The organism is Allobosea sp. P2_A10 (assembly GCF_056405115.1).
The window spans coordinates 20,911-27,039 of record NZ_JBFUCS010000033.1; the positions used below are offsets into that span (position 1 = coordinate 20,911).

Consider the following 6,129-nt stretch of genomic DNA (forward strand, 5'->3'; position numbering starts at 1 on the left):
AGCATGCAGGCTGTCGGCCCCAAAAGGAAGTTTTAGATTGCCAGCCTTGCGGCCTTGCCCAGGGCCTGGTCGGCGTCGTTGTAGTAGCGCGCCGCCTGCTGGACCGAGCGGTGCTGAGACTGGCGCATGGCGGCGGGCAGGGCGACGCCGTTGCGCGCCGCTTCGGTCAGATAGCCCGAGCGCAGCCCATGAGCGGAAAACTCGACCGGATCGAGTCCGGCCATGGTGCAGCGGCGTTTCAGGATCAGGTTGATCGCCTGGGGCGTCAACGCTCGATCGTCGATCGCCTCCCAGCGGTCGATCGCCCGGAACACCGCCCCCTTCTTGATGTCGGCCCGCTCGATCCACTCGCGCAGCGCCGCCACGGGCGGTCCGATCAGCAGCACCCGGGCGTCATCGTCGGCCTGGGCTGTTTTAGTCCGGCCAAGCGATATCGCCAGGCAGGGCAGGCGCGGGGAGTCTTGATCATCGGGATCGATCGGGACATCGCTCTCGTCGCTCAACTGCTCGAGGCGCAGCCGCGCCACCTCGCTGCGCCGACGCCCGCCCGATGCGAAGGCGACAAGCAGGATGGCGAGATCGCGCGTGTCGGCGAGACGGTCGCTCTGGCAGGTCGCGATCAGCCGGTCCAGAATGTCGCGCGTCACCGCACGCTTGCTTTTGCGCCGGCGCGGTTTTGCGCTGGCCCTGACCGCCAGGCGCACGCTGCTGCGGATCGCCGGGGTGCCGAGCGGGCTCTCAAGCCCCTTCCAGCGATGCAGGGTTGCCCAATGTGCCAGGCGCCGTTTGACGGTGGAGCTCGCATGGGGCCCGTCAGAACGTAGATGGTTACCGGCGCGGAGCGCTTCATCCACGTCGGCTGGCATGCCATGCGAAGAATCCTCGGCGCGACGCGCGGGATCCCAAAGGTGGTGGGCGACGAACTTCAACGCCAGCGCTTCTGGCGCCGGCCAGGGCAGGGGCGAGCCGGTAGCTGCGATCGACCAAGCCTCGAGATAGGCGAGATCCGACGCCAGCGCGCGCAGCGAGTTCTCGCCCATGCCCTCCTTGGCCAGGTGCCGAAGCGTCGCGACGTCGTCGTCGGTCAGGATGGTGGCGAGCTTGTCGCGGCGCTCCATCGGGAGGATGCCGGCGAGCGCGTCGAGCTGCAGGGCACGTCGCGTTTCGGTCTCGGCCGAGAGCAGGGATGTCGAGGTCACGGGCGCTCCTGTGCGGCTCGCGAGGGCCGATTTCGTCGACGGTAAGCCCGGCTGACGTCGCCGGCGGCGTTTTGGAGCGCCAGAATCGCCGATTTCCGAGCGTATGTCTATCACTATCGATAATAGGTTCTTATCGTGAGTGATGAGTACAGGTTGGTGAGTGTCGGTGTGAAACAAATGAATGACTATTTGGATTGGATATGATAGATTTTTAGGTATGAATTCAACCCACTACGATCTCTCTCGCGCTGAGCGCCAAGCCCTGGTTAGCGACTGCGCCGCAGCCGCCGAGACCGCGGCGATCGCGCTCGCCCGCTTCGACGAGCGTTTGCTTCGCGCAAATCCCGTCCTGGCCGAGGGCGCGCGCCAGCGCGGCCACGCTTTTGAGGCCAAGGCCCTGATCGGCCTCACCGGCGGCCTGTGCCCGCTCGAGGATATGTGCCTGCACGACGCCGGCATGGATGTGCGAAGCCCGACCCGCGAGATCGCCCGCGCTGCCGCCATCCTGGACGAGCGCCGGCGCCTGGCGCGACGTGATCCTGCGGAGATTTTGAGACCAAGCGCCCTTCGGCAGCGGCTCGGCATCGAAGGATCAGAGGGACTGGACCAGACCGACAGGCGTGAGACCGCCCCAGTGGCCGCGAAACAGCTCGCGGCACCCTGGGACCGGATCGGCCGGGACGACCACGAGGAGGACCAGGCCGATGACCATGACTTGGACCGGGAGGACGATGAAGATTCCGCCGATCCGGGCTTCGCCGAGATTGATGCGCTCTTGGTGCGCACGCGAAAAAAGCTCGACGCCTGGAACGACTTTTCCTCCGACGAGGGCCGCAAGAATTTGTCGCTGCGCGATCCTGCCTATGACGCCGCCGGGCGGTTCGCGCGCTGGCAAAAAATCCTGGAAGAGGGCAGGGGGCTGCCGGCGGCGCTCGCGGCCGCCCTCGCGCTCGATGCCTGGCTTTGGCTCGAGCCGTCGGAACGCGCGAGCGAGCTCGGCTTTGCGTTCGCCGCGACCGTGTTGCGCCAGCGGGGTTTGGGCTCAGCGCATTTGCCGGCCGTTGGACTGGGGCTCAGGCGGGGACGGTTTCGGTGGAGCCCGCACTTGTCGCTCAGCGTCCGGGTCGAAGGGCTGCTCGGCGCCTTTGCCGAAGCAGCCGTGTTTGGGCAGGCCGATCTCGATCGGCTGTCGCTGGCGCGGACCGTGATGCTGCGGAGGTGTGAGGGGAGGAGGGGGAATTCGAAATTGGCGGAGCTGGTCGACCTGTTTGTGTCGTCGCCGCTCGTGACGGTGCAATTGGCGGCCGCCCGGCTAGAGGTGTCGCCGCAGGCGGTTGAGGCCATGCTGAAAGAGCTCGGCGGCAGCCTGCCGCGCGAACTCACCGGCCGGAAGCGCTATCGGGCTTGGGGGATTACTTAATAAAGACTATGCGCCTTAGGCGTTTTTTTGCCGTCGCCTTGTTGAGCTGTCGATCGATCGCGTCCTACAATTCCCAACGAGGTTCGAAAACCGCGAACCGGAGCATTTTCTACTCGCTCTTTGAGTTCTATCGGCTGAGCTGCAAGCCCCTGGTGACGAACTCTCCCGCTCCGAGCCTTGGTCCACCGGCGCGACGTAGTCGTTGAGGGTTGAGACGGCGATGAGGGATTGTGGATCGCGAATCTGGGGGCTAGCAGTCCTTCGAACCGCAAATCCGTCTCAGGTAATTCGGCCCAACGTGGGGCGCGACCAAGCGTACGATCCGTTCGTCTCCGGCTGGTGACGGTCGCCCCATCGAGCTGGTGATCCCATTTTCGGCCAGCAGCTCTGGACGTGGTGGCTCTTGTGATGACTTGGCTGCGCGCCGCCTACGTACCTTGCTGAAAGTGCGCTCTCCGGCTATATTACTGGAAATAAGCGAGGGATCCTATGGGAAGCTCACAAAAACGCGCAATCCAAAATTACCGGTTCCGTCTTGGCGAACGCGGTTTGGCGCGCTTCGAAGTGCTCGGCAGGGACGCAGATCGTGACCTCATCCGGTCGCTTGCGCGGCGGCTTTCCGAGGATACGCCCGAGGCTTCACAGCTCCGCGCCGCCGTAAGCAGGTCGATCGCTGGCGACCCACCGAAGCCTGGTGGAATCCTGGCCGCACTGCGTCGTTCGCCGCTCGTGGGCACTAATCTCGATCTCTCCCGGGCCCGTGAAGAAGGGCGCAAGATCGACCTGTGACACGCTACCTCCTCGATACCAACATCATCAGCAATGTCGTCAGATCACAGCCGTCGGAATCGCTCTTGGCATGGATGTCGAGACAGCGCGACGAGGACTTGTTCATCGCCTCGCTGACCGTTGCGGAAATTCTTCGCGGGGTTCTGGAGAAGCCACGGGGCAAAAAGCGCGACGCACTCGACGATTGGTTCTCTGGACCTGAGGGCCCGCAGGCCCTGTTCGCGGGCCGCATCTTACCGTTCGACGACAAGGCAGGTTTGATCTGGGCGCGCCTGATGGCAGAGGGAAGAGCGGCCGGCAAGCCGCGCAGCGGGCTGGACATGATCATCGCAGCTGTCGCCGGTGCGAACGAGTGCGTGGTGGTGACGGATAACGAAAAAGACTTTGCCGGACTCCAGATCGTCAATCCGATCCGGGGAGCGGTCTAATGCGGCGGCAGGTCAAGGAATGCTCGGGAGGGCAAGATGGCTGAAACTCAGATCGAGTGGACAGACTCCACTTGGAACCCCGTCGCAGGATGCTCGATCGTCACCGCAGGCTGCACCCATTGTTATGCGATGGAAATGGCCAAACGCCTTGAGGCCATGGGCATCGCAAAATATGCAAGACTTACGCGAAAGACGGGCAAGCGCACGGTGTGGAATGGCGTAGTGCGGGAAGACCGCGAGGCCCTTTCTATCCCCTATGGGTGGAAAAAGCCGCGGAAAATCTTTGTAAACTCGATGAGCGATCTCTTTCACGAGGGCGTTAGCGACGAGTTCATCCTCGGGGTCTGGAAGGTCATGCGCGAGACGCCGCGCCACAACTATCAGATCCTTACTAAGCGCCCCGAGCGCATGGCAGCCCTTGTCGCCTCGCGGATGGGCGAAATCCTGCCCAATGTTTGGCTTGGCACCAGCATTGAGAATGCGGACGTCGTGAGCCGAGTCGACTATCTCCGCCGAGCGCCTGCGGCCATTCGCTTTATCTCCTTTGAGCCTCTGATTGGATCGGTTGGCGCCGTGGACCTGCGTGACATTCATTGGGCAATCGTGGGCGGCGAAAGCGGCAAATCCGCTCGACCGATTAGGGAAGAATGGATCGATGAAATTTACGGGCAGTGCCTGACAGATGGCACCGCCTTTTTCTTCAAGCAGTGGGGAACCTGGGGCAAGGACAACAAAAGGCGCTCCAAAAAGGCCAACGGTCGAGAGTACCGCGGCCGAACCTGGGATGAAATGCCAGCCCCTCCGCAAGGTGCGGCCGCAATGTAAAGCAATTTCCGTCGGGGGGACGCGCAGGTGGTGGAGAAACGATACGAATGGGCTGAGGGGGCAAAACTTGAGGAGCACTCACGTCGTAAACATAAGATCCTCCGCGAATATGTCTTCGACTATCTGACCGTCCGCTGCCGGCTGCCTMAGCAAGAACGGTTTCGGCTTGCCATTGTCGACGGTTTTGCAGGCGGCGGCCGATACCAGTGCGGCTCGCCCGGCTCGCCGCTGATTTTCATCGAAGAACTAAAGCGAGCCTTCGAGGCGGTTAATACGCAGCGTGCGGTTCAAGGGCTTGGTGCCGTCGAGGTCGAATGCCTTCTTATATTCAATGATGCCAGCCGCGACGCGGTCGAGCTCTTGAAGAGCCACATCGCGCCCGTACAGGCGGAGGTCAGCCAGACCTGCCCAAAACTGCATCTGCGTGTCGAATATCTGAACGAGTTCTTCGAGGCCGCATATCCCGATATCAAACGCTTGCTCGAACAAGGCCGGTATCGGAGCGTCATCTTCAATCTCGATCAATGTGGGCATAGCCACGTCGAGCGGAACACGATCCTCGACATCATGCACTCATATCCCGCGGCCGAGATCTTCTACACTTTCGTTATTAGTTCTTTGCTGGCGTTCCTTCAGAAGGACCAGCCCGAACGCCTTCGCGCCCAACTCGACCATCTCGGCCTGACAAGCAATGACATCCAGGCGCTGGACGGGCTGATGAGTCAGAAGGACTGGCTGGGCGCCGCCGAGAAGATCGTCTTCGACGCATTTCGACTGTGCGCACCCTATGTCAGCCCATTCTCGATCAACAACCCCGGAGGTTGGCGATATTGGCTGATCCATTTCGCCAATGCTTACCGCGCAAGACAGGTCTACAATAACATCCTTCACGACAATGCCAGCTTGCAGGCGCATTTCGGTCGATCCGGCCTTAACATGCTGTCCTATGATCCAAAACACGACGAAGGCACTCTCTACCTCTTCGATTTGAGCGGTCGAGCATCGGCGAGGGATCAGCTTCTCGGAGACATTCCGCGCCTTATCACGGAATCCGGGGACGCTATGCCGGTCATGGATTTCTATGAAAGCATCTACAACATCACGCCTGCACACGCTGACGATGTGCATGCTGCAATCATTGAGAACCCGGACCTCGAAGTCATAACTCCCGCGGGAGGTGAGCGCAGGAAGGCCAATACGATTGGCGTCGATGACCTGATCAAGATCAAGAAGCAGATCAGCTTCTTTCCGATGTTTCTGAGCGCCGGGACAAAGGGCGGCCCCAAGAAATGATCTAGGCTTCGTGGACAAAGGGTAGCCAGAGTTTGACTGCGGCGATGGCGACGAAACCGAGGTAGGACTCCTTGCTCTTGTCGTAGCGTGTGGCGACGCGCCGCCAGTTCTTGAGCTTGCTGAACAGTCGCTCGATCAGATTGCGCCACTTGTATTTTTCGGCATCGTGCGGCGC

General features: G+C 61.6%; 6 protein-coding genes and 1 pseudogene. 5 read left to right on the plus strand and 2 right to left on the minus strand.

All coding sequences use genetic code 11. The annotated features are described in order from the left end of the window. Positions 1–32 precede the first annotated feature (32 nt). Positions 33–1,118, minus strand: coding sequence for a tyrosine-type recombinase/integrase (locus AC1DZY_RS25685; RefSeq protein WP_476822986.1), 1,086 nt, complete (start codon positions 1,116–1,118; stop codon positions 33–35). A 298-nt stretch (positions 1,119–1,416) separates the two neighbouring features. On the opposite strand from AC1DZY_RS25685, the gene AC1DZY_RS25690 reads away from it, so the two are divergent. From AC1DZY_RS25690 to AC1DZY_RS25710, 5 genes are all read left to right on the plus strand, one after another. Further along, complete coding sequence (locus tag AC1DZY_RS25690; RefSeq protein ID WP_476822987.1) at positions 1,417–2,619, plus strand: RHE_PE00001 family protein; 1,203 nt, start codon at positions 1,417–1,419, stop codon at positions 2,617–2,619. Positions 2,620–3,108: 489 nt separating this feature from the next. Continuing rightward, on the plus strand, positions 3,109–3,408 hold the full coding sequence (locus AC1DZY_RS25695) for a hypothetical protein (protein WP_476822988.1): 300 nt from the start codon (positions 3,109–3,111) through the stop codon (positions 3,406–3,408). Further along, positions 3,405–3,836, plus strand: a complete 432-nt coding sequence (locus AC1DZY_RS25700) for a PIN domain-containing protein (protein ID WP_476822989.1) — start codon at positions 3,405–3,407, stop codon at positions 3,834–3,836. Before AC1DZY_RS25695 ends, AC1DZY_RS25700 begins: the two co-directional genes overlap by 4 nt. Before the next feature lie 36 nt (positions 3,837–3,872). Then, positions 3,873–4,661, plus strand: coding sequence for a DUF5131 family protein (locus tag AC1DZY_RS25705; RefSeq protein WP_476822990.1), 789 nt, complete (start codon positions 3,873–3,875; stop codon positions 4,659–4,661). 27 nt (positions 4,662–4,688) lie between these two features. After that, positions 4,689–5,954 (plus strand): three-Cys-motif partner protein TcmP, encoded by a 1,266-nt coding sequence (locus AC1DZY_RS25710; RefSeq protein ID WP_476822991.1) that lies wholly within the window; start codon positions 4,689–4,691, stop codon positions 5,952–5,954. Between the two features lies 1 nt (position 5,955). On the opposite strand, the pseudogene AC1DZY_RS25715 reads toward AC1DZY_RS25710, so the two are convergent. Then, positions 5,956–6,129 (minus strand): annotated as a pseudogene (locus AC1DZY_RS25715) (IS5 family transposase); the annotation flags it as partial.